The organism is Streptomyces albicerus (genome assembly GCF_008905045.1).
Taxonomy (GTDB): Bacteria; Actinomycetota; Actinomycetes; order Streptomycetales; family Streptomycetaceae; genus Streptomyces; species Streptomyces albicerus.
Genome location: NZ_VWMY01000010.1, coordinates 1 through 19483, shown reverse-complemented (window position 1 = coordinate 19483; position 19483 = coordinate 1). Strand labels below are relative to the sequence as shown.

The following is a 19483-nucleotide window of genomic DNA, read 5'->3' as shown; positions in this document are numbered from 1 at the left end:
CCCTTGGGAAGGGGCTCGAAATCGACGTCGATTTCGAGCCCCTTTCGCCTTCGCTGGGAAAGCTGGGGAAAGCACAGTCCTTTCCCACGCTGCTGACAGCCTTCTTATCTAACTTCCATGCCCATGACGGAAAACCAGACGGCCCAAGGGCCGAAACACAAGCGGGACGTCACGAGGCGCAAGGTCGTTGTCGCAGGTGGCGCGGCTGTCGTCGCGGTGGGCGTGGGCGGCACGATCGCCGCGACCGCGAACGCGGGCCAGACGAGCAAGACCGGCAAGGGCGTATCGCCGACCGCCTCCTCCACCTCCTCGGAGGAGTGCTACAAGCTCACCTCGGAGACCACCGAGGGCCCGTATTACATCGACGCGGACAAGATCCGGCAGGACATCACCGAGGAAAAGGAGGGCATCCCACTGACCCTCCGCCTCAAGGTGATCGACAACGAGACCTGCAAACCGATCAGGAACGCCGCCGTCGACATCTGGCACTGCGACGCGCTGGGCCTCTACTCCGGCTACGAGGACCTTTCCACCGGCGGAGGTGGCGGCGGCACGCCGCCCAGCGGAACGCCCACCGACGTCCCGTCCGGTACGCCGACGGGATCCCCGCCCGCGGGCGGCGGCGGTGGCAGCCACGAGGAGCCGACCGACGACAAGCGCTACCTGCGCGGCACGTGGAAGACGGACAAGCAGGGCTTCGTCACCTTCAAGACGATCTTCCCGGGCTGGTACCGGGGCCGCTGCGTCCACATCCACACCAAGGTGCACGTCAACGGCAGCTGGACCGACGCCGGTTACGAGGGCGGCAACACCTGCCACACCGGCCAGTTCTTCTTCGACGAGGAGTCCGTCCTCGCCTCCGCCGAGGTCGAGCCGTACTCCACGAGCACCACCGAGCGCACGACGCTCACCGAGGACACGATCTACGACCAGTCCGGCACGACCGGCGGTCTCCTCAAGCTCAAGTACAAGAAGAAGGACATCGCGAAGGGCGTCATCGGCACCATCACGATGGGAGTGGACCCGGAGGCGACACACGACGGCACGGGTGACGCGGTGCAGCCGGGGGCTTCCGCGTCGACCTAGGCGCTCCGCTGGAAGTGCCGCGATGTGCCGTCGATCGTCTGCGGCGCCATCGTGGCTGGTCGCGCAGTTCCCCGCGCCCCTTCGGGGCCCGTAGCCGCGTTCACCCTCCTGGTCGCGTTCACCCCCCGTTTTTGTTTTGGACTTCTCAACTTCCCTTAAGGGGACGCAAAGGAGGTTCACAGGAGGGCCCGGGATTGTCGTTGGCATGAGCGCATTCAACGCCGGCGAAGACGGCAGATCCGAGGGAGACGACTGACATGGACCGGTTGCTTCTCGTGGTCGCCGATCTGGTCGCCATCTCCGTACTGACCTTCGGTATCTACTTTCCGCGCCACCACCGCCGGGACCTGATGGCCGCGTTCCTGGGGGTGAACGTCGGCGTGCTGGCCGTGGCGATGATCCTCGGGTCCACGTCGGTCGGAATCGGCCTGGGAATGGGCCTGTTCGGGGTCCTGTCGATCATCAGGCTGCGGTCGTACGAGATCGCGCACCAGGAGATCGCGTACTACTTCTCGGCGCTGGCCCTCGGACTGCTGGCCGGCCTCTCCGAGTCCGTCGGAGTCCTCCACGCCGGGCTGATGATGCTCGTCGTGGCCACGCTCTTCGTCGGAGACCACCCCCGGCTGTTCCCGCGCCACCGGCAGCGCGAGCTGCGGCTGGACTCCGCGTACACCGACGAGGAGGCCCTGCGCGCGCACCTCCAAGTGCTGCTGGGCGGGCGGGTGGTGAACCTGTCGGTCAAGGGCATCGACCTGGTCAATGACACGACCCTGGTCGAGGTCCGGTACGTGGCCTCCGCCTCACCGGCGGCCAGGCTGAAGTCCGAGTCCGAGTCCGGGTCCGGGTCCGAGTCCGGGTCCGGGGTGGGGGTCGGGGTCGGGCCTGAGTCCGGTCGGACCGGCTCCCCTACCGGGCACGGAGTCCGGGCATGACAGCCCTCGACTCCGTCGGGCCGGTGGTCGGCTCGCTGCGGCCGATCGGGCTCGACGAACTCGTCGCGCAGGCCTCGCTGTTGACCCGGCTGGACCGCAAGTACATGCTGCCGGTCGCCGATCTGCCCCTCGTCCTGGGCGGCCTCGACGAGGACACGAGGGTCCTGGACGTGGACGGCGCGCGGGAGTTCGCGTACCGGTCCGTGTACTTCGACACCCCGGAGATGGACGGGTACCTGGGCGCTGCCCGGCGCCGCCGGCGGCGGTTCAAGCTCCGGATCCGTACGTATCTCGACTCCGGCCGGCACTACTTCGAGGTCAAGACGAGGGGCCCGCGAGGCACCACGGTCAAGCAGCGCATCCCGTACGAGGGGGACGTCCGGCGGCTCGGGCCCGACGTCCGGGCGTATGCCGACACGGTGCTCGCCGAGGCCGGGATCAACTCCGGCCGCTTCCGCTTCGTACCCGCGCTGACCACGTACTACCGGCGTACGACGCTCTTCCTCCCGGCCACCGGGAGCCGCCTGACCGTCGACACCGGCCTGACCTGGGCCCTGCCCGACGGGACCGCACTGCGGACCCCGGACCGGGCCATCGTCGAGACGAAGGCGGGCCGGGCGGGCTCGGGCGCCGACCGGCTGCTCTGGTCGCTGAAGCACCGGCCCTGCCCCGTGTCGAAGTACGGCACCGGGCTCGCCGCCCTGCGCCCCGACCTTCCTTCCAACCGTTGGCTGCCCGTACTGCGGCGCCACTTTCCGACCGCACTTGACGGGAGTCCGGCATGAGTACGCGCATGAGAACACGAAGGCTTCGTACGAAGGCGTTTCGTACGAGGGCGGTGGGTGCCCTCGCCTCGCTGGTGCTCGCCACGGCGGCGCTGGCCGGGTGTTCGTCGGGGAGCGACTCCGGTTCCGCCTCCTCGTCGAGTTCTTCGGGTACGAGCGGGTCGTCGGCCGCCGTGGACGGGGGCCAGGCCGCGGCCGCCGTGCTCGCCGACAACAAGGAATCGCACGCCGAGGATTCCGACGGTGAGTGGGAGGAGTCGGACGCCGTCGCGATCGAGTTGAACGGCGACTCCGCGTCCGTCGGCGGGGGCGGGGACGGGGACGGGGCGTCCGTGAAGGGCTCCACGGTGACCATCACCGCCGGCGGCACGTACCGGATCAGCGGGTCGCTCTCCGACGGCCGGATCGTCGTCAACGCCCCTGACGAGAAGGTGAAGCTGGTGCTCGACGGGGTGGAGATCTCCAACTCCTCCGGCGCGGCGATCGACATCACCGAGGCGGACGAGGCCGTCGTGATCCTCGCCGCCGGCAGCGAGAACTCGCTCAGCGACGCCGACTCGTACGCCGACGACGCCGAGGCCGACGCCGCGCTCCACAGCGCAGCCGACCTGACGATCACGGGCGACGGAAAGCTCGCCGTGCGGGGCAACGGCAACGACGGCATCGCGAGCACGGACGGCCTGGTGATCGCCTCCGGCACGGTCACCGTGGACGCGGCGGACGACGGCATCCGCGGCAAGGACTACCTGATCGTCGAGGGCGGGAAGCTCACCGTCACGGCCGGTGGCGACGGCCTCAAGGCCGACAACTCCGAGGACACGGACTCCGGTTACGTCGCTGTCGGCGGCGGGACGCTGAAGGTGACCGCCGGGGGCGACGGGGTCGACGCGGCCACCGACCTGGTGGTCACCGGCGGCATGCTGGCCCTCGAGAGCGGCGGCGGAAGCGGTACGCAGCCGTCGGACGACGTGTCCACCAAGGGGCTGAAGGCAGGCGTGATCAACGTCCTGGAGGGCGGCGGCGTCTCGGTCGACGCCTCCGACGACGCCGTCCACAGCGACGGCGCGATGCACGTCAACGGCGCGAAGGTGACGGCCGCGAGCGGCGACGACGGCGCCCATGCCGAGGGTGACCTGACCGTGGACAAGGGGTCGTTGAAGATCACGTCGGCGGTCGAGGGCGTGGAGGGCGCCGACATCTCCGTGAACGGCGGCACGGTGGAGATCCGTTCGAGCGACGACGGGATCAACGCGGCCGGCGGTACGGGGACTTCGGGCGGCGGAGGCGGCTTCGGGGGCGGCGGAGGCGGCGGTGGCGAGGACGTGGGCGACTACAAGCTGACCGTCACCGGCGGCACGCTCGTCATCGACTCCGAGGGCGACGGCCTCGACTCCAACGGCACCGCAGAGATCACCGGCGGTACGGTCGTGGTCAACGGCCCTCAAGAGGGCGGCAACGGCGCCCTCGACGTCAACGGCGACTTCACCATCAGCGGCGGCACCCTCCTCGCCGCCGGCAGCGCGGGCATGGCCGTGGCCCCGTCCACCGACTCCGAACAGGGCTGGCTCTCCGCGACCCTCGACTCGACGGTCCCCGCCGACACGACCCTCCACGTCGTCGATTCGGACGGCAAGGTCGTCGCCACGTACGTCACGTCGAAGTCCATCCAGAACGTCGTCCACTCGTCCTCGGCGATCAAGAGCGGCGAGGAGTACAAGATCTACTCGGGCGGCACGAAGTCCGGCACCGGCACAGGGGGTTTGACGGCTTCGGGTGACCTGGGCTCGGCGGAGGAGATCGCCACGGTGACGGCCGGGGAGGCGCCGGAGGGGGGCTTCGGCGGGGGACGCGGGTAGGAACGCGTGACCATGGCCCGCACCAACGAGCTGTCGCACTCCGTAGCCGGCGGGGTCAGACTGGAGGGAGGCGGAGAACCTCGAGACAGAGATTCCGGAGACGGAGATTCCCGAGAGCCCGTAGCGGAACGGCCGTGGAGGAATCATGACGGCAACCACGCGGAATGACACCCCCGTCGCCATCGAAGGCAACGGTGTGGAGCTGCGCACGCAGGAAGTCGGCGGAGACATGGCCGTCGCCTTCGTGCGGTTCCCCAAGGGGACGGACATGGCACCGGCGGTGAAGGGCCTGCCCGACGACCAGTGCCAGTGCCCCCACTGGGGATACCTGTTCAAGGGGCGGCTGAAGATGCGCACCAAGGCGGGCGAAGAGATCTACGAGGAGGGACAGGCCTTCTACTGGGCGCCCGGTCACGTACCGGAAGCGCTCGAGGACTGCGAGTACATCGACTTCTCTCCGGCGAAGGAGTTCAACGAGGTCATCGACCACGTCAAGGCGCAGATGGGCTGACCGCGGTCGCGCGCTGCGAAAGCGAGGAGCGCGGCTTCCGTGGAAGTGAGGAGCGCGGTTTCTGTGGAAGCAGCGCGGTTTCTGTGGAAGTGAGGAGCGCGGCTGCTGTGAAAGCGAGGAGTACTGCTCAGGTCTCGTACAAGCCGTCCCAGGGCGGGCCGAAACCGAGTCGGTCCGGGTAGAGCTCGGCCCAGGGCCCGCCCTCGTCCTCGCCGGTCAGCAGGCCGAACAGCACACCGTCGACGGTGAGTCGGAAGGGGCGGATCGCGATGTCGGTGTATCTGCGCCGGGGGAGGCTTCTGAGGAGCTTCGCCAGGTGGGCCTGGGCCCGGGCGAGGACCGAGTCCGGGCCGTGCGGGGCGCGCTGCTGATCGGCCCAGGTGCCCGAGCACCAGATCTCCGAGTCGCGGTAGTGGCCCTCGGCGTCGAAGGTGTGGAGCACCGTGTAGAGGCGTTTGTGCTCTTCCCAGCCGTCGTCGGGACGGAACCCCTCGGGAAATGCGTATGTGACCGACCCCAGGAACTGCCCCTCCGCGTAGTGACCGATGGCCTCGGTGCGGTGGCGCGGTTCGTAGGCGATCGGGATGACCTCGGGTACTGCCATGGCGAAACCATACGGATGGATTGTGGACAGGCCACAGCCGGGGCTCGTAACGAACCGGCCTCAGGTTTCGGCCATGACGGATCCCACGTCCCGGAGGACTGCCAGGCGCCGTTCGGCGAACCCCCGGTTGGTCACGGTCTGCCTGCGGTACGCGTCGGGCAGGTCCGGCATCGCCAGAAGGCGGTCGCATGCCCGGAGCGAGGCGGCGGGGTCCCCCACCCAGTAGGACGTGATCGAAAACTCGAACAGCAGGCCCCAGCGGTACACCCACGGCTGTACGAAGAGAAGGTCGTCCGGGGCCGCCTGGTCGAGCCCCGCCCGGACGAGGGCGTGGGCGGTGTGATGACGCCCCTGGACGCGCAGGCGCGAGGCGAGTTCTTGACATGCTCCTTGGGCTGATGCCCGAGGATTCTGGCCTTCCCTGCCGGTTGCTGTGCCGTTACGCGGCAGCGGTTTCGGTGAGGATTCCGTGGCTTCCTGTTTCTTCGCGCTGCGCCAGAACGGGTTCTGGTCTTACCGGCGCTCCGCAGGCCGACGCCGCCAGTCCGGCGGCCCTCTTCACGTTCTGTTCGGCATTGTGGTCGCGGTCGTGGACTGTGCCGCAGGCGGGGAACTGACCACACCGGTTCCGGCGGCTGCGGCGTCCACCAGGCACAAGGGCGGCCTGACCGCATCGGTCACCCCGAACCGCGTGCCGATGGGCGAACAGGGCTCCTGACGCATACAGGCTCGCCGCGCGCGCACGGACTTCCTGACCTCGGCGGCGCGCGCGGCGAACCGGCTCGGCTTGGCCCGGGTCAGCTCGGCTCGGCTCGGTCTGGGGCGACCCGGCTCAGCCCTGCCTGTCGCCAACCCCTCCCATTCCTCCAATCCCTCCAACGGCCGTTTCCAGCCAGCGAGTTGACCGAAACGACGTGGCAACCTTTCGCATCCCCGCGACCACAGATGAGTCGGAAGCCCCGTTCACCGGTGCTCCACACAACGCACGAGCCCCACAAGAACCACGTAAGGACTCATCCGTGGCATCCCCCTCCCATCGCCGGTCCCTCCGCAAGCGGCGCACCGTCCTGGTCTCCGCCGCTGCCGTGGCGGCCGCGGGACTCGGCGCCGGCATCTTCGTGATGAACGCGAACGCGACTCCCGTCGACCTGGCTCACCAGGCCCTGCCCGCCAAGGACGGCTGGGCGGCCTCCGGTTCCGGTACGACCGGTGGTTCGAAGGCCGACTCCGCGCACACCTTCACCGTCTCCACCCGCGCCCAGCTGGTGAAGGCGCTCGGCTCGGCCACCAACTCCACACCGAAGATCATCAAGATCAAGGGCACGATCGACGCCAACACGAGCGACGCGGGCAAGAAGCTGACCTGCGCCGACTACGCCTCCGGCACCGGTTACTCGCTGGCCGCCTACCTCAAGGCGTACGACCCGGCGACGTACGGCAGGTCGAAGCTGCCGTCGGGTACGCAGGAGAAGGCGCGCGAGGCCGCCGAGGCCAAGCAGAAGAAGAACATCGTCTTCAAGGTGCCGGCCAACACGACCATCGTGGGCGTGCCGGGCACCTACGCCGGGATCAAGGGCGGCAGTCTGCAGGTGCAGAACGTGGACAACGTCATCATCCGCAACCTCGCCCTCACCGCCACCGAGGACTGCTTCCCGCAGTGGGACCCGACCGACGGTTCCTCCGGGGAGTGGAACTCCAACTACGACTCGGTCACGCTGCGCGGGGCGACTCATGTGTGGGCGGACCACAACACGTTCAGCGACGCGCCGTTCTTCGACAAGGCCGAGAAGACGTACTTCGGCCGCAAGTACCAGATCCACGACGGCGCCCTCGACATCACCAACGGCTCGGACCTGGTGACCGTGGAGCGAAACCAGTTCACCAACCACGACAAGACGATGCTGATCGGCAGCAGCGACACCGACAGCGTCGGCAAGCTGCGGGTCTCCATCCACCACAACGTGTGGAAGGGCATCACCCAGCGCGCCCCGCTGGCCCGCATCGGCCAGATCCACCTCTACAACAACCACTACGACACGACGACCCTCAACGGGTACGCCCCCAAGTACAGCCTCGACTCCCGCGCCAAGGCCCAGGTCGTCGCCGAGCACAACTCCTGGACCCTTCCGTCCGGCGCCAAGGTCGCCAAGCTGCTGAGCGGTGACGGCACGGGCTCGGTGGCCGGCACCGGCAACCTCGTCAACGGCAAGGCCACGGACCTCGTCGCCGCGTACAACTCGGCGAACTCCAAGAAGCTGAAGACGACGGTGAACTGGAAGCCGACGCTGACCGCGGGCCTCCAGACCTCCGCGAAGAGCCTGTCGGCGGACCTGCTGAAGACGACGGGCGCCGGGGTTCTTTCCTGACCTTGCCCTGAAGCGTTGAGCGAGGAGCGGGGCCCGGGATGCCGAATCCCGGGCCCCGCTCGTCACGGTGGATGAAGTCCCGTGGCTGAAGGGAGGGAACGCCTGGTCCGCTCTCGTCGTTCTCCCCTTTGAGTCTTGAATCTCAATTTTTAGTCTTGAGTCGGTCACCCTGCACGCATGGTGGCGCGACGCGAATCCCGGCTGCCGATTCCGAGTGCCATGTCCCGTTCCCCAGCGTTTCCCGCCGCGCTCACGGGCGCGGTCATCGTCGTGCTTCTTGGCTGCTCCACCGCGACCGAGTCGGCGACCACCTCCGCCAAGCCCTCACGGGACACCCCCTCGGCCACGACTGCGCCCGCCACGACGGCCCCCGCCACGCCTTCTGCGAAGCCGGCTCCTCCAAAGACCAGCACCAGCACCAGCACCCGGGCCCGCGCCGCTTCGCTCAGCATCCCGGACATCGGTCTCAAGGATCTGCGCGTCGTCCCTTACGAGGGGACGACCGACGACTGGCCGGGCACACGGATACAGAACCGCGGTGTCGCCGCCAGTCCGTACGGCAGTCGTGGCGGTGTCGGCCCCGGTGAGGTCGGCAACTACCTGGTCACGGCCCATCGCCTCTCCGCCGGCGGCCCTCTGCGCGAGCTCCCGGCTCTCGACGAGGGCGACTCGGTCATCGTCACGTCGGGCGGCACGGTCTACGAGTACGAGATCACCGACACCAGAAGGACCTCCTTCCGCTCCGAGCGCTCGCTCGCCGAACAGCGGGCGGCGGTCCCGGGCTTCCCGGAGCGGCGGCCCGCCCAAGCCATGATCACCCTCTCCACCTGCGCGACACCCGAGGACAACGCTGCCGGAAACTACTGGCGCGACGACAGAGGCAACCCCGAACACCGCATCGAGAAGATCGGCGTGCTGAAGTCGGCTGCGTGATCGGCGTGCTGAGGTCGGCTGCGTAGGAGAAGTCGGCTGCGCAGGAGAGGCGTGGTCACCGCGGGCTTCCGGACGAATCCACCTCGCTGGGCATGAGCGGGATGCTCAAGTGGCGTTCCAGAGGCGTCGGTAGAAGTCGGTCCGGTACGGGTCGGGAGCGATGCCGTAGGCGTCGAGGAGGGTGTCCTCCCAGCCCGGGCCGTAGTTGCACTCGGTGTTCCAAGTGGCGACGGCCAGGTCGGCCCATCGGTCGGCTACGCCGAGGGCGCCCATGTCCACATGAGCGGACCAGGAGCCGTCGTCGTGCAGCAGCGTGTTGGGTGCGCAGGGGTCGCCGTGGCACACGACCAGGCGGTCGATCGGTGGGGGCGGGGGCAGGTCGGCAGGTACTTCGACGGCTGCTTGCCGGGCACGCTCCAGGCGGTGATCCACCGACCAGCTGAAGGAGCAGTCGGCCACGGGCAGCCGCTCGTGCAGGGTCCGCAGTCCTTCTCCCAGCGCACGAACCGCCGTACGGGGATCCGCCTTCCACCGCGGGCTGACGGCACTCTCGCCGGGAAGCCCGTGAGTGACGAGCCAGGTTCCCTCCTCGTCGGCTCCGGAGTCCCGTACACGAGGCACCGCGGTGAAGCGGGCGGCCCAGCGCAGGCGCGCCGCCTCGGCGTCCAGGTCCTGGTCGGAGCCGGCCGGAGCCCACTTGGCGAACAGCCGGCCGTCTCCGTCGCCGATCCGGAAGGTCAGGCCGCCCAACGCGTTCTGCCATACGGGCACGAGCGGCCGATCCCCGGCGATGGCAGTGATCGACGCGGGTACCCGCACGTCAGAACGTGGCGGTCCGGAATATTCCATGACCGCATGGTCACCGCTGCGCGGCGCCGCGAGCGAATGGATTTCCGGTGCGTGCTCTCAGCCGGGAAGGTCGCTTCGGCCGGGAAGGTCACTTCGGTCTGCTGCCCGGTCGGCCGGGCCCGACCGACGGCTGTGCCTGCGGTCCTTGACCAGGTGGATGGTCCAGATCGCCATGACGGCGATCCCGGCGAGGACCGCGCTCTCCGGCCAGCCGCTCGATTCGTCATTCAGCCACATGTACAGCCGCAGGAGCACCGTGAAGGCTGCCCATTGGCCGATCCACAACGCCATGCCCTGCAACCACACGGGCGGGGGAGCCTGCAGCGGAGGCTTGGGAGGAGCCGGACGGAACCCTCCCGTCCGCTCGTAGTGCGCCTGGCGTCGGCGTTCGAAGCGACAGAAGAGCCAGCACAGCAGCCCCGAGCCCAGACCCAGCAGCACCCCCTGGAGCAGGCGTTCCGGGTCGTCGAAGCCGGACAGCGCCCAGAGGAACAGCAGACCCTGGAGAACGCCGAACACCACTCCCGAGCCCACGGGATGGCGGGCGATGAACACCTGCACCCGGGGCGGGGGCTCGGACCCGCCGTGACGCCGGTCGAATTTCAGGAAAGCCCGTCTCAGCGAGTCCGAAGCCCGTCTCGGCGAGTCCATCGGCCCCTTCCGGATATGGGTGGCTGTTACTCCGGTGCACCGCCGAAGCGGTCCTTGTACGTCTCCAGGTCCTCGTCCGTGATCTTGGCGAAGAGGACCGGCGGGACGGTGAAGGGGGTGCCCGCCGGAACGGAGGCCAGGGTGCGGGCCTCGTCCTGCGTGACCCACTGGGCCGTGTCGTCGGTCAGGGAGAACGCCGAGCGCATGGACCTCGCCGATGCCGGGATGAAGGGTTCCGAGACCACCGAGTAGAGGTGGATCAGGTTCATCGCCGTGCGGAGGGTCAGGGCCGCGCCCTCGGGGTTGGTCTTGATCTCCAGCCAGGGGGCCTTCTCCTCCAGGTAGGAGTTGCCGGCCGACCACAGGGCACGCAGCGCGGAGGCCGCCTTGCGGAACTGGATGGCCTCCATCTGCTCCTCGTACTCCGCGAGGAGGCGGGCGATCTCCTCGCCCAGCTTGGCCTCCGCCTCGCCGGGCTCGCCGCCCGCCGGGACGTCGTCGCCGAAGCGCTTGCGGGAGAACGACAGGACGCGGTTGACGAAGTTGCCGAGGGTGTCCGCCAGGTCCTTGTTCACCGTGGCGGTGAAGTGCTCCCAGGTGAAGGAGGAGTCGTCGGACTCGGGGGCGTTCGCCATCATGAAGTAGCGCCAGAAGTCGGCGGGCAGGATCTCCAGCGCGTCGTGCGTGAAGACGCCGCGCTGCTGCGAGGTGGAGAACTTGCCACCGTAGTAGTTCAGCCAGTTGAAGGCCTTGATGACGTCGACCTTCTTCCACGGCGCGCGGGTGCCCAGCAGGGTCGCCGGGAACATCACGCTGTGGAAGGGCACATTGTCCTTGCCCATGAACTGCGTGTAGTGGACGTCCGTCTCCGACTCCCACCACCAGGAGCGCCAGTCGCGGTTCTCCGGGTCCTGGTCCGCCCACTCCTTCGTCGAGCCGATGTACTCGATCGGGGCGTCGAACCAGACGTAGAAGACCTTGCCGTCGGCGGCCAGCTCCGGCCACGTGTCGGCGGGAACCGGGACGCCCCAGTCCAGGTCGCGGGTGATCGCGCGGTCGTGCAGGCCCTCCGTCAGCCACTTGCGGGCGATGGAGGAGGCCAGCACCGGCCAGTTGTCGGCGCGCTCGTCGACCCAGGACTCGACCTCGCCGGCGAGGGCCGACTGGAGGAGGAAGAGGTGCTTCGTCTCGCGGATCTCCAGGTCACTGCTGCCGCTGATCGCCGAGCGCGGTTCGATCAGGTCGGTCGGGTCGAGGACGCGCGTGCAGTTCTCGCACTGGTCGCCGCGGGCCTTGTCGTAGCCGCAGTGCGGGCACGTGCCGATGATGTAGCGGTCCGGGAGGAAGCGGCCGTCGGCGTTCGAGTACACCTGGCGGATCGCCCGCTCCTCGATGAAGCCGTTCGCCTTCAGCTCGCGGGCGATCTCCTGTGTGATCTCGCGGTTCTGCGGGCTGGAGCTGCGGCCGAAGTAGTCGAAGGCCAGCTCGAAGCCGTCGTAGACCGCCTTCTGCGCGTCGTGTGCCTGGGCGCAGAACTCGTCGACCGGGAGGCCCTGCTCCTTTGCCGCCAGCTCGGCCGGCGTGCCGTGCTCGTCCGTCGCGCAGATGTAGAGGACGTCGTGGCCGCGCTGGCGGAGGTACCGGGAGTACACGTCCGCCGGGAGCATGGACCCCACCATGTTGCCCAGGTGCTTGATCCCGTTGATATACGGAAGGGCGCTGGTGATGAGGTGTCGAGCCATCGGGGGCTGCTCCCAAGTCGTTACGCGGGGTGACGGTTCGTTGTTGTTGTGCTTTGTGCTTCGACCGTCTACGAACCTTGAAATCGTAGCCGACATGGGTGGGCCGCCCGCTTCTCCTTTTATGGGGTGAGAAGGGGGCGGCCGCCCGGTGGTTCCTTACGGGGATTCCAGGGAGTACGGGGATTACGGGCGCCAGTTCGCCAGTACGCCCTCGTAGACCTCGGTGTCCGTGAGCTCGCGCGGGGTCGGGCCCGCGTGGAAGAAGGCGGTGTTGTCCGTCTTCAGTTTGCGGAGGTAGTCGAAGGCCTTGTTGTCGTGCTCGCCGAACGCGACGAAGGAGAAGAAGACGGTGGGGTGGTTCTTCGCCGCGTCCGTCAGGGACTGGGTGGCGGGGGTCTTCGCGTCCGGGGCGCCGTCCGTCTGGAAGATCACGAGGGCGGGGGACGTGGGGGCGTCCGACTTCTCGTGGTGGGTGATCACTTCCTGTACGGCCGCGTGGTAGCTCGTACGGCCCATGCGGCCGAGGCCGGCGTGGAGTTCGTCGATCTTGTTCTCGTGGTCGGTGAGGGTGAGTTCGCCGGTGCCGTCCAGTTCGGTGGAGAAGAAGACGACGTGGACGGTTGCCTGGGGGTCGAGGTGGGCGGCGAGGGCGAGGGTCTGCTCGCCGAGGGCCTGCGCGGAGCCGTCCTTGTAGTACGGGCGCATGGAGGCGGAGCGGTCGAGGACGAGGTAGACCTTGGCTCGGGTGCCGGTGAGGTTGTGCTTTTCGAGGGTGGTGGTGGCGGCCTTGTAGGCGGTGAGGAGGCCGGGGGCGTTTGACTTGATGCGGGTCAGGAGCGCGGCGGGCTGGGGAGCGGGGGTGGCGGACTCGGCTTCGCCTTCGTCCGCGTCTGTTTTCCCGCCCGCACCGCCCGTGACGCCTTCGTCGTCGACTGCGGGTGGCCCTTGTGGGGCCTGATCGCCGTCGGCGGCTGCGGGCTCGGTCGCCTGGGCGGCGACGGGCTCCGGCTCGACGACCGGCTCGGGCTCCGGCTCCGGGGTCACGTCGGCTACAACAGGCTCCGGCTCGGGCTCGGCCTCGACGACGGGCTCGGCCTCGGCCTTCTCCGCCACAGTCTCGGCGACTGGCTCGGCCTTCGGCTCCGGCTCCACCACAGGCTCAGCTTTGATCTCCGGCTCGGCCTTCGGCTCCGGCTCAGTCTCCACGACCGGCTCGGCCTTCGGCTCAGTCTCCCCGGCAGGCTCCGCCTCGGTGGCAGGCTCAGCCGCCGCAGGCGCAGGCTCAGCCTTCTTTTCCGGCTCAGGCGCCGCAGGCCCCTGCTTCGGGACCGAGACGTTGTCGAACGCCGCTGAAACCAGCTCGTCCACCACGGACGCCTTGGGCTCGGTGGGGGGCGTCGGGGTGGAGGAGACCTTCGGCTCGGCCGGCGCGGGGGCCGGGACCGAGGACTCCGGCTCGGCCGCCGGAGGCACAGGCTCGGGAGCCGTCTCCTGACGGGCAGCCGGCACGCTCGGCTCGGCGGCAGGGGTGGCGGCGGCAGCGTCCCCCTTGCGTGACTTTCCGAACGCATTCCGCAGGCGGGTGAGAATGCCCATGTGCGCAACCCTTCGCATGAGTTGGTTCCGTCAATCCCTGGCCAGGACGGACACGTAAGGTTAGCCGCAGGATTTGACGATCTTTGGCAGGGTCGGCTCCCGTCATCAACTTAGGTATCCCTTACCTTCCCTTTGCCTTGACTCCCCCCTGTAGACGCGGGGTTCACCTTCCGTTCACCTCATGGCTGCGCCCCCGAACGGGCGTGCCCCTAGCGTCACGCCCGACACAGACATAGGGGAGGGAACGTGCGCAACCTGCTGCCTCTGATCGGCTCGAACGGTTCACACCCGGGCGGCCGTTCCGCGATGACCTGTAGGTACCGCTGTGGTGACGCCTGCTTCCACGAGGTGCCCAACACCAGCGCCAACGAATACGTCGGCGACGTCATCGCCGGAGCACTCAGCCGCCGTTCCATGATGCGGGCCGCGGCCGTGGTGACCGTGAGTGCGGCCGCCGGGGGCGCGGTCGTCGGCACCGGCGCGACGCCGGCCGCCGCGCAGGCCGCCGAGAGTGCTCCCGCCGCGTTCACCGGCGGCAAGGCCGCCCGCGGCCTCCGCTTCACGCCCGTCGCGCCGAACACCGCCGACGCCGTGACCATCCCCGAGGGCTACGGCCAGAACGTGGTCATCCGCTGGGGCGAACCCATCCTCCGCGGCGCCCCCGCCTTCGACCCGGGCAAGCAGAGCGCCAAGGCGCAGGCGGGCCAGTTCGGCTACAACTGCGACTACCTCGGCCTGCTCCCGCTGCCGGGCGAGCGGGGCCGCCAGATACTCGTCGCGAACCACGAGTACACGGACGAGATCCTGATGTTCAAGGGGTACGACGCCGCCAACCCCACCCGCGAGCAGGCCGAGATCGCCTGGGCGGCCCACGGCCTGTCCGTCGTCGTGGTGGAGGGGGACTGGAAGACCGGCAAGCTCACCCCCGTGCCGCGCCACCACCTCAACCGGCGCGTCACCGCCACCACCGAGTTCAAGCTCACCGGGCCGGCCGCCGGGTCCGCCCTCCTCAAGACCTCCGCCGACCCGACCGGCACCAAGGTCCTCGGCACGCTCAACAACTGCGCCGGCGGCGAGACCCCCTGGGGCACGACGCTGCACGGCGAGGAGAACTTCAACCAGTACTTCGCCAACAGCAGCCGGGCGACGGACAAGCGCTACGGCATCGGCACCGCCGCCTCCGAGCGCAAGTGGGAGCGTTTCGACAAGCGCTTCGACGTCGCCCAGGAGCCGAACGAGGTCCACCGCTTCGGCTACGTCGTCGAGCTGGACCCGTACGACCCGACCTCGACGCCCCGCAAGCGCACCGCGCTCGGCCGTTTCAAGCACGAGGGCGCCACCGTCCGTCTCACGCACGACGGCCGTCCGGTCGTCTACTCCGGCGACGACGAGCGCTTCGACTATTTCTACAAGTTCGTCGGCAGCAAGAAGATGCGCCACGGCCACAGCCGCTCCGCCCGCGAGCACAACCTGACGCTCCTCGACGAGGGCACGCTGTACGTCGCCAAGCTCACCGGCGACTCCCCGGCGATCGAGATCGACGGGACCGGAAAGCTGCCGGCCGACGGTGAGTTCGACGGCAGTGGTACGTGGATTCCGCTGGCCACCGCCACGGCGAAGGGTGCCGTCTCGCACGTCGAGGGCATGACCGCCGAGGAGGTCTTCGTCTTCACGCGGCTCGCCGGTGACAAGGTCGGCGCCACCAAGATGGACCGGCCCGAGGACATCGAGCCCAATCCGGTCACCGGCAAGGTGTACGTCGCCCTGACCAACAACTCCAACCGCGGTGTCGGTACGAACGCCAAGGCCGACGAGGCCAACCCGCGCAACGCCAACAAGCACGGGCACGTCCTCGAACTCACCGAGCGCTGGAACCGTCCGGAGAGCACGTCCTTCGCCTGGTCGCTGTTCCTCGTCGCGGGTGACCCGAAGGACCCGGCCACCTACTTCGCGGGCTTCCCCAAGGAGAAGGTCAGCCCGATCTCCTGCCCCGACAACGTGGCCTTCGACCGGTACGGCAACCTGTGGATCTCCACCGACGGCGCCCAACTCGGCTTCCACGACGGCCTGTTCGGCGTCGCGACCAAGGGCGACCGGCGCGGTGAGCTGAAGCAGTTCCTGACCATGCCGAAGGGCGCCGAGACCTGCGGCCCGATCGTCCAGGAGCGCCGCGTCCTCGTCGCCGTCCAGCACCCCGGCGAGATCGACGGCGCCACCGTCGAAAAGCCGGCAAGCACCTGGCCCGACGGCCCCGGCAAGATGGTCCGCCCGTCGGTAGTAGCGGTCTGGCGCAAGGACGGCCGCGACATCGGTGCGTGAGTAGTTCCGACTGGCATGGGGCGCCCCATCGGAGATGGGGCGCCCCTGTGCTTTTCAGGGGCGCGGGGAACTGCGCGACCAGCCCCCACCGGCCCGCAGATCACCACCGACCCGCACCTCACACACCAACTCGCTCCAGCCACTCCCGATACCCGGGCGCCTGCAAGGCAACCTCCTCGTACGCCTCCCACAGCTCCGGATAAACACCGTCCAACTCCCCCTCCGTACGCGCCGCAAGCAACAGCCGTACACCCAGCGGATCCCCATGAATCCGCCGCACAGCCATCTCCGGCCGAGGCTGACACGTCGGCTGGCACACCGTGACGACCTCACCGGTGGCCACCAGAGACGCAGCGGTGTGGTAATCCCCGTGCAGCACACGGGGATTGAGCCCCGCCGCACGCAGCATGCGATGCACCGCGTCCCACTCACCGTCGACCGTCGGGTCGATCATCCAACGGTCCTCGGCCAGATCGGACAGCTGGACCTCCGGGCGCGCGGCGGCCGGATGGTCGGCGGGCAGTGAGACGAACTGCGGCTCGCGTTCGATCAGGACGCGCACCCGCAGCCCGTCCGGGACGCGCAACGGGCAGCCCTCCACCTCGTGCACGAAGGCCACGTCGAGCCGACCGTCGGCGAGCATGCGCAGCAGTGCGTTCGCGGAGACATCCATCTGCAGGAGCGGCTCCCGCTGCCGGGCGCGCAACCGGCGCAGCCAGCCCGCGAGGGCGCGGCTGGCGGTGGAGCCGGTACGGAGCTGGGGCCCGTCGACGTCCGCGGAGGCGGAGGCCGCCCGCGCCTCCGCGACCAGGGCGTGCATTTCGGCCACCAGAGGGCGGGCACGGCCGAGGACGATACGGCCGAGCGGGGTCGGACGGCAGCCGGTGCGTTCGCGGAGGAAGAGCGGGCCGCCGAGCTCATGCTCGATGCGTTTGAGCTGGGTGCTCAACGAGGGCTGCGCCACGCCGAGTTGGCGGGCCGCCCGGTGCAGGCTGCCGGTGTCGGCGATGGCGCACAGCGCGCGGAGGTGCCTCACCTCGAGCTCCATGCGGTGAGCCTAGGACGGTCGCACGGGTCGCACCAGACGCACAAACCCCGACTGAAGCGGGCGAGTTGGGGCGGATACTGATCGGTAACGGTCTGCAGTGAAGGGGGAAGTGAAGGGGGAGCGGACCGGGTAATAGGCGTGTCCTATCGCCAGTTGCCATCATCACAGCCGCCGCACAGGCGCCGACACTCACCGATGACGACTCACCCCCCACTCAAGGAGTCATCGATGCGCTTCTCCATGCGCCTGTCCATGCCCATGCTCTCGGCCGCGGTCGGGCTCGGTCTCACGGCCGCCGCTCTCGGTGCCGTCCCGGCCTCGGCCGCTCCGGCCACTCCCGTCGCCGGCTACAACGGCTCCGCCGAGGAAGCCAAGGCCAACCAGGCGTTCTTCGACGCCGTGCTGAAGTCCGTGGCCGAGAAGCGGGCCGCGAACCCGAAGGCCGCCGCCGTCACCGTCGTCTACAACGCCTCCTCCGCGCCCACCTTCAGCGCCGAGATAGCCCGCAGCACGCAGATCTGGAACAGCTCCGTCTCGAACGTGAAGCTCCAGGCCGGCTCCAACGCCGACTTCACGTACCGCGAGGGGAACGACCCGCGCGGCTCGTACGCCTCCACGGACGGGCACGGCGGCGGCTACATCTTCCTCGACTACGCGCAGAACGAGGAGTACGACTCCACGCGCGTGACCGCCCACGAGACCGGGCACGTGCTCGGCCTGCCCGACCACTACGAAGGGCCGTGCAGCGAGCTGATGTCGGGCGGCGGGCCCGGGCCGTCCTGCACCAACCCGAACCCGGACGCGCAGGAGCGGGCCCGCGTGGACCAGCTGTGGGCCAATGGTCTCGCGAAGGCGCTGGCGAAGGTGAACCAGGACCGTTAGGTCCTCCCGGCTGTAACACCCACCCCCCACTGACGTGGGCCGCCCCTCCTGCACAGGGTCGGCCCACGTCGCCTTTCGTTCCTGGCTGTCCCCGGCTGTCCCCGGCTGTCCCCGGCTCTCCCTGGTTCTACGTGACCTTGTGGAGGGTCAGATCCACGACGAGTGCCCGGTGGTCCGTGCTCCCGAGTTCCAGGAAACGGGTTCTGTTCGCCGAGAGGTCCCGGGATACGAGAACGTGGTCGATCTGGGCGCCCAGGGCGGGGGCCGTGATGGCGGGCCAGGTCGGGGTGCGGGTGTCGCCGGTGAGGCGGGCGCTGTCCCTGAAGCCGGTGTCGAGGATGCGGCGGAAGGCCGCGTGGTCCTGCGAGGCGTTGAAGTCGCCCGCGAGGATGGTGGGGCGGGTGTCGTTCGCCGCGGCGTAGTCGCGGAGGGTGCTGAGTTCCTTGCGCCAGGTGCTCACGTGGGCCGGGAGCGGGGGCATGGGGTGGGCCAGCTGGAGACGGATCTCGTGGCCCTTCACATCGGCGGTGGCGCCGGGCATGCCCATGGTGGCCGGGATGCCGGCCGTCGGTTTCAGGGGATGGCGGCTGAGGATGACGGACCCGTCCGAGCCCGCGCCTTCGACCGCCTGCCGGTAGGGGTATGCGTCCTTCGTTCCCTTGCCGAAGACCTGTTTCAGCCTGTCGTCGCAGGTGTACTCGCATTCCTGGACGAAGACGATGTCGGGACTCTGCTTTCTGACTTCCTCGATCAGTTCGTCCGTCGCCTGGCCGAACTCGATGTTCGAGGTGAGAACGCGGAGTTCGGTGACCGGGGTGCCCTCGGGTTCTGTCGTCTTCCCGTACGGCTCGATGAACCAGGCGATCGCGGCGAGGGCGGCCACGCCCCACGCGAGGCCGGTACGCCAGCGGCTGAGGGCGGCGAGGAGGAGGGCGAGGGCGGTGGGGGCGAGGAGCCAGGGCAGGAAGGCGAGGAGTTGGGGGACGGGGGTGATGCCGTCGGTGTCGGCGATACGGCACCCGACGACGACGCTCACGCCGAGAAGCAGTAGCGCCGCGAACCACGCGCCGGCCCGTGTCCCGCCGCGCCGCGACACCGGGACGTCGTCGTCGCCGCCCTCGGTCCACTCATCCGTCTCTGCCGTCGCACTGCCCAAGTCCGCCCCTTTCGTCTTCCTGGATCCTCTCTCAAAGACGGGGGACGTGGGGGGATGGTTGCCGACGGGGGGTGAGTGCGGGTGGGTGGGGGCTGGTCGCGCCCACGCGGCGGAGCCGCAAATGTCACAGCCCCGCGCCCCTGGGGTGGGTGGGGGTGTCGGTTGGT

The 19483-nt window shown here is 69.0% G+C and carries 16 protein-coding genes; 9 read left to right on the top strand and 7 right to left on the bottom strand.

Annotation, left to right across the window (positions count from 1 at the left end; translation table 11 throughout):
* Window positions 1–123 precede the first annotated feature (123 nt).
* From GAS53_RS10260 to GAS53_RS10240, 5 genes are all read left to right on the top strand, one after another.
* The gene (locus tag GAS53_RS10260; RefSeq protein ID WP_151477172.1) at window positions 124–1086 is read left to right on the top strand and encodes an intradiol ring-cleavage dioxygenase; all 963 of its coding nucleotides are present in this window, start codon (window positions 124–126) and stop codon (window positions 1084–1086) included.
* Between the two features lie 257 nt (window positions 1087–1343).
* On the top strand, window positions 1344–2018 hold the full coding sequence (locus GAS53_RS10255; RefSeq protein ID WP_151477171.1) for a DUF4956 domain-containing protein: 675 nt from the start codon (window positions 1344–1346) through the stop codon (window positions 2016–2018).
* Complete coding sequence (locus tag GAS53_RS10250) at window positions 2015–2803, top strand: polyphosphate polymerase domain-containing protein (protein ID WP_151477170.1); 789 nt, start codon at window positions 2015–2017, stop codon at window positions 2801–2803. Before GAS53_RS10255 ends, GAS53_RS10250 begins: the two co-directional genes overlap by 4 nt.
* Window positions 2800–4659, top strand: a complete 1860-nt coding sequence (locus GAS53_RS57575) for a carbohydrate-binding domain-containing protein (protein ID WP_263974121.1) — start codon at window positions 2800–2802, stop codon at window positions 4657–4659. The genes GAS53_RS10250 and GAS53_RS57575 overlap by 4 nt, the downstream gene beginning before the upstream one ends.
* Before the next feature lie 145 nt (window positions 4660–4804).
* Window positions 4805–5170, top strand: a complete 366-nt coding sequence (locus GAS53_RS10240; RefSeq protein ID WP_151477169.1) for a cupin domain-containing protein — start codon at window positions 4805–4807, stop codon at window positions 5168–5170.
* Window positions 5171–5297: 127 nt separating this feature from the next.
* Here the strand turns inward: GAS53_RS10240 and GAS53_RS10235 are convergent, their stop codons facing one another.
* Window positions 5298–5774, bottom strand: a complete 477-nt coding sequence (locus GAS53_RS10235; protein ID WP_151477168.1) for a hypothetical protein — start codon at window positions 5772–5774, stop codon at window positions 5298–5300.
* A 1019-nt stretch (window positions 5775–6793) separates the two neighbouring features.
* Between GAS53_RS10235 and GAS53_RS10220 the strand changes: the two genes are divergently transcribed.
* Together GAS53_RS10220 and GAS53_RS10215 are read left to right on the top strand one after the other, a co-directional pair.
* Entirely contained in the window at window positions 6794–8140 is a 1347-nt protein-coding gene (locus GAS53_RS10220) for a pectate lyase family protein (protein WP_151477167.1), read from the top strand.
* A 219-nt stretch (window positions 8141–8359) separates the two neighbouring features.
* On the top strand, window positions 8360–9073 hold the full coding sequence (locus GAS53_RS10215; RefSeq protein ID WP_151477166.1) for a class E sortase: 714 nt from the start codon (window positions 8360–8362) through the stop codon (window positions 9071–9073).
* Window positions 9074–9178: 105 nt separating this feature from the next.
* On the opposite strand, the gene GAS53_RS10210 is transcribed toward GAS53_RS10215, so the two are convergent.
* The 4 genes from GAS53_RS10210 to GAS53_RS10195 all read right to left on the bottom strand — a co-directional run bounded on the left by GAS53_RS10210 (window position 9179) and on the right by GAS53_RS10195 (window position 13911).
* Window positions 9179–9922 carry an aminoglycoside 3'-phosphotransferase gene (locus tag GAS53_RS10210; protein ID WP_151477165.1) on the bottom strand — a complete coding sequence of 248 codons (744 nt, stop codon included), beginning with the start codon at window positions 9920–9922 and terminating at the stop codon, window positions 9179–9181.
* 57 nt (window positions 9923–9979) lie between these two features.
* Window positions 9980–10573: a hypothetical protein gene (locus GAS53_RS10205; protein WP_151477164.1), complete on the bottom strand. Its 594-nt coding sequence runs from the start codon at window positions 10571–10573 to the stop codon at window positions 9980–9982.
* Between the two features lie 26 nt (window positions 10574–10599).
* Window positions 10600–12315 (bottom strand): methionine--tRNA ligase, encoded by a 1716-nt coding sequence (gene metG, locus GAS53_RS10200; RefSeq protein WP_151477163.1) that lies wholly within the window; start codon window positions 12313–12315, stop codon window positions 10600–10602.
* Between the two features lie 183 nt (window positions 12316–12498).
* Entirely contained in the window at window positions 12499–13911 is a 1413-nt protein-coding gene (locus GAS53_RS10195; protein ID WP_151477162.1) for a VWA domain-containing protein, read from the bottom strand.
* A 246-nt stretch (window positions 13912–14157) separates the two neighbouring features.
* Here GAS53_RS10195 and GAS53_RS10190 point away from each other — a divergent pair, with 246 nt between their 5' ends.
* Window positions 14158–16230: a PhoX family protein gene (locus GAS53_RS10190; RefSeq protein WP_151477161.1), complete on the top strand. Its 2073-nt coding sequence runs from the start codon at window positions 14158–14160 to the stop codon at window positions 16228–16230.
* 118 nt (window positions 16231–16348) lie between these two features.
* Here the strand turns inward: GAS53_RS10190 and GAS53_RS10185 are convergent, their stop codons facing one another.
* Window positions 16349–17278: a LysR family transcriptional regulator gene (locus GAS53_RS10185; protein ID WP_151477160.1), complete on the bottom strand. Its 930-nt coding sequence runs from the start codon at window positions 17276–17278 to the stop codon at window positions 16349–16351.
* 228 nt (window positions 17279–17506) lie between these two features.
* Between GAS53_RS10185 and snpA the strand changes: the two genes are divergently transcribed.
* Window positions 17507–18160 carry a snapalysin gene (gene snpA / locus GAS53_RS10180; RefSeq protein ID WP_404829201.1) on the top strand — a complete coding sequence of 218 codons (654 nt, stop codon included), beginning with the start codon at window positions 17507–17509 and terminating at the stop codon, window positions 18158–18160.
* Window positions 18161–18287: 127 nt separating this feature from the next.
* Here snpA and GAS53_RS10175 read toward each other — a convergent pair whose 3' ends face one another.
* Window positions 18288–19316 carry an endonuclease/exonuclease/phosphatase family protein gene (locus GAS53_RS10175; RefSeq protein ID WP_151477159.1) on the bottom strand — a complete coding sequence of 343 codons (1029 nt, stop codon included), beginning with the start codon at window positions 19314–19316 and terminating at the stop codon, window positions 18288–18290.
* Window positions 19317–19483: the final 167 nt, after the last annotated feature.

Bases quoted from the DNA above. Each gene is read 5' to 3' on its own strand.
- GAS53_RS10260 (WP_151477172.1), top strand. From the start codon at position 124: ATGACGGAAAACCAGACGGCCCAAGGGCCGAAACACAAGCGGGACGTC.
- GAS53_RS10255 (WP_151477171.1), top strand. From the start codon at position 1,344: ATGGACCGGTTGCTTCTCGTGGTCGCCGATCTGGTCGCCATCTCCGTA.
- GAS53_RS10250 (WP_151477170.1), top strand. From the start codon at position 2,015: ATGACAGCCCTCGACTCCGTCGGGCCGGTGGTCGGCTCGCTGCGGCCG.
- GAS53_RS57575 (WP_263974121.1), top strand. From the start codon at position 2,800: ATGAGTACGCGCATGAGAACACGAAGGCTTCGTACGAAGGCGTTTCGT.
- GAS53_RS10240 (WP_151477169.1), top strand. From the start codon at position 4,805: ATGACGGCAACCACGCGGAATGACACCCCCGTCGCCATCGAAGGCAAC.
- GAS53_RS10235 (WP_151477168.1), bottom strand. From the start codon at position 5,774: ATGGCAGTACCCGAGGTCATCCCGATCGCCTACGAACCGCGCCACCGC.
- GAS53_RS10215 (WP_151477166.1), top strand. From the start codon at position 8,360: ATGTCCCGTTCCCCAGCGTTTCCCGCCGCGCTCACGGGCGCGGTCATC.
- GAS53_RS10210 (WP_151477165.1), bottom strand. From the start codon at position 9,922: ATGGAATATTCCGGACCGCCACGTTCTGACGTGCGGGTACCCGCGTCG.
- GAS53_RS10205 (WP_151477164.1), bottom strand. From the start codon at position 10,573: ATGGACTCGCCGAGACGGGCTTCGGACTCGCTGAGACGGGCTTTCCTG.
- metG (WP_151477163.1), bottom strand. From the start codon at position 12,315: ATGGCTCGACACCTCATCACCAGCGCCCTTCCGTATATCAACGGGATC.
- GAS53_RS10195 (WP_151477162.1), bottom strand. From the start codon at position 13,911: ATGGGCATTCTCACCCGCCTGCGGAATGCGTTCGGAAAGTCACGCAAG.
- GAS53_RS10185 (WP_151477160.1), bottom strand. From the start codon at position 17,278: ATGGAGCTCGAGGTGAGGCACCTCCGCGCGCTGTGCGCCATCGCCGAC.
- snpA (WP_404829201.1), top strand. From the start codon at position 17,507: ATGCGCTTCTCCATGCGCCTGTCCATGCCCATGCTCTCGGCCGCGGTC.